2 rRNA genes are annotated in these 3,229 nt (G+C 51.8%); both read left to right on the top strand.

Annotated features, from left to right (window positions below):
- The first annotated feature begins 67 nt into the window (after nt 1-67).
- A 23S ribosomal RNA gene (locus tag TZ03_RS16880) occupies nt 68-2,960 on the top strand.
- A 128-nt stretch (nt 2,961-3,088) separates the two neighbouring features.
- Nucleotides 3,089-3,204: ribosomal RNA gene (rrf, locus tag TZ03_RS16875) — 5S ribosomal RNA — on the top strand.
- Nucleotides 3,205-3,229: the final 25 nt, after the last annotated feature.

The raw sequence follows: 3,229 nt of genomic DNA, 5'->3' as shown, positions 1-3,229 counted from the left end.
AAGCGCAACATGCGAATTTTCGGCGAATGTCGTCTTCACAGTATAACCAGATTGCTTGGGGTTATATGGTCAAGTGAAGAAGCGCATACGGTGGATGCCTTGGCAGTCAGAGGCGATGAAAGACGTGGTAGCCTGCGATAAGCTTTGGGGAGTCGGCAAACAGACTGTGATCCAGAGATCTCTGAATGGGGGAACCCACTCAGCACAAGCTGAGTATCTTGTACTGAATACATAGGTGCAAGAGGCGAACCAGGGGAACTGAAACATCTAAGTACCCTGAGGAAAAGAAATCAACCGAGATTCCCTTAGTAGTGGCGAGCGAACGGGGACCAGCCCTTAAGTTGGTTTGAGATTAGTGGAACGCTCTGGAAAGTGCGGCCATAGTGGGTGATAGCCCCGTACACGAAAATCTCTTGTCAATGAAATCGAGTAGGACGGAGCACGAGAAACTTTGTCTGAATATGGGGGGACCATCCTCCAAGGCTAAATACTACTGACTGACCGATAGTGAACCAGTACCGTGAGGGAAAGGCGAAAAGAACCCCGGAGAGGGGAGTGAAATAGAACCTGAAACCGTATGCGTACAAGCAGTGGGAGCCTACTTTGTTAGGTGACTGCGTACCTTTTGTATAATGGGTCAGCGACTTATATTCAGTGGCGAGCTTAACCGAATAGGGGAGGCGTAGCGAAAGCGAGTCTTAATAGGGCGTTTAGTCGCTGGGTATAGACCCGAAACCGGGCGATCTATCCATGGGCAGGTTGAAGGTTAGGTAACACTGACTGGAGGACCGAACCGACTACCGTTGAAAAGTTAGCGGATGACCTGTGGATCGGAGTGAAAGGCTAATCAAGCTCGGAGATAGCTGGTTCTCCTCGAAAGCTATTTAGGTAGCGCCTCATGTATCACTCCAGGGGGTAGAGCACTGTTTCGGCTAGGGGGTCATCCCGACTTACCAAACCGATGCAAACTCCGAATACCTGGAAGTGCCGAGCATGGGAGACACACGGCGGGTGCTAACGTCCGTCGTGAAAAGGGAAACAACCCAGACCGTCAGCTAAGGTCCCAAAGTCATGGTTAAGTGGGAAACGATGTGGGAAGGCTTAGACAGCTAGGAGGTTGGCTTAGAAGCAGCCACCCTTTAAAGAAAGCGTAATAGCTCACTAGTCGAGTCGGCCTGCGCGGAAGATGTAACGGGGCTCAAACCATGCACCGAAGCTACGGGTATCACCTTATGGTGATGCGGTAGAGGAGCGTTCTGTAAGCCTGTGAAGGTGAGTTGAGAAGCTTGCTGGAGGTATCAGAAGTGCGAATGCTGACATGAGTAACGACAATGCGAGTGAAAAACTCGCACGCCGAAAGACCAAGGTTTCCTGCGCAACGTTAATCGACGCAGGGTTAGTCGGTCCCTAAGGCGAGGCTGAAAAGCGTAGTCGATGGAAAACAGGTTAATATTCCTGTACTTCCAGTTATTGCGATGGAGGGACGGAGAAGGTTAGGCCAGCCTGGCGTTGGTTGTCCAGGTTTAAGGTGGTAGGCTGAAATCTTAGGCAAATCCGGGATTTCAAGGCCGAGAGCTGATGACGAGTTGCCTCTAGGCGACGAAGTGGTTGATACCATGCTTCCAAGAAAAGCTCCTAAGCTTCAGATAACTGGGAACCGTACCCCAAACCGACACAGGTGGTTAGGTAGAGAATACCAAGGCGCTTGAGAGAACTCGGGTGAAGGAACTAGGCAAAATGGCACCGTAACTTCGGGAGAAGGTGCGCCGGCGAGGGTGAAGGACTTGCTCCGTAAGCCCATGCCGGTCGAAGATACCAGGCCGCTGCGACTGTTTATTAAAAACACAGCACTCTGCAAACACGAAAGTGGACGTATAGGGTGTGACGCCTGCCCGGTGCCGGAAGGTTAATTGATGGGGTTAGCGCAAGCGAAGCTCTTGATCGAAGCCCCGGTAAACGGCGGCCGTAACTATAACGGTCCTAAGGTAGCGAAATTCCTTGTCGGGTAAGTTCCGACCTGCACGAATGGCGTAACGATGGCGGCGCTGTCTCCACCCGAGACTCAGTGAAATTGAAATCGCTGTGAAGATGCAGTGTATCCGCGGCTAGACGGAAAGACCCCGTGAACCTTTACTATAGCTTTGCACTGGACTTTGAATTTGCTTGTGTAGGATAGGTGGGAGGCTTTGAAGTGGGGACGCCAGTTCTCATGGAGCCATCCTTGAAATACCACCCTGGCAACTTTGAGGTTCTAACTCAGGTCCGTGATCCGGATCGAGGACAGTGTATGGTGGGTAGTTTGACTGGGGCGGTCTCCTCCCAAAGAGTAACGGAGGAGTACGAAGGTGCGCTCAGACCGGTCGGAAATCGGTCGTAGAGTATAAAGGCAAAAGCGCGCTTGACTGCGAGACCAACACGTCGAGCAGGTACGAAAGTAGGTCTTAGTGATCCGGTGGTTCTGTATGGAAGGGCCATCGCTCAACGGATAAAAGGTACTCCGGGGATAACAGGCTGATACCGCCCAAGAGTTCATATCGACGGCGGTGTTTGGCACCTCGATGTCGGCTCATCACATCCTGGGGCTGAAGCCGGTCCCAAGGGTATGGCTGTTCGCCATTTAAAGTGGTACGCGAGCTGGGTTTAGAACGTCGTGAGACAGTTCGGTCCCTATCTGCCGTGGACGTTTGAGATTTGAGAGGGGCTGCTCCTAGTACGAGAGGACCGGAGTGGACGAACCTCTGGTGTTCCGGTTGTCACGCCAGTGGCATTGCCGGGTAGCTATGTTCGGAAGAGATAACCGCTGAAAGCATCTAAGCGGGAAACTTGCCTCAAGATGAGATCTCACTGGGATCTTGAATCCCCTAAAGGGCCGTCGAAGACTACGACGTTGATAGGTTGGGTGTGTAAGCGCTGTGAGGCGTTGAGCTAACCAATACTAATTGCCCGTGAGGCTTGACCATATAACACCCAAGCAATTTGCTCGCGCAGATTGCGGTGGTGAAGACGAAAGAACCGAAAGTTCGCAACCACAAATTCACATATCCGGATTCGCTGGGCTGTCCATCTGGACATTCTGGCAACAGAATTTCTTGACGACCATAGAGCATTGGAACCACCTGATCCCATCCCGAACTCAGCAGTGAAACGATGCATCGCCGATGGTAGTGTGGGGTTTCCCCATGTGAGAGTAGGTCATCGTCAAGATTCATTTCGCAAAACCCCTATCTGC

The sequence above is a fragment of the Pseudomonas sp. 10-1B genome (assembly GCF_000935045.1).
Classification (GTDB): Bacteria; Pseudomonadota; Gammaproteobacteria; order Pseudomonadales; family Pseudomonadaceae; genus Aquipseudomonas.
Note: the sequence above shows the minus strand (reverse complement) of the source record. Positions and strands in the feature narration are given on the sequence as shown.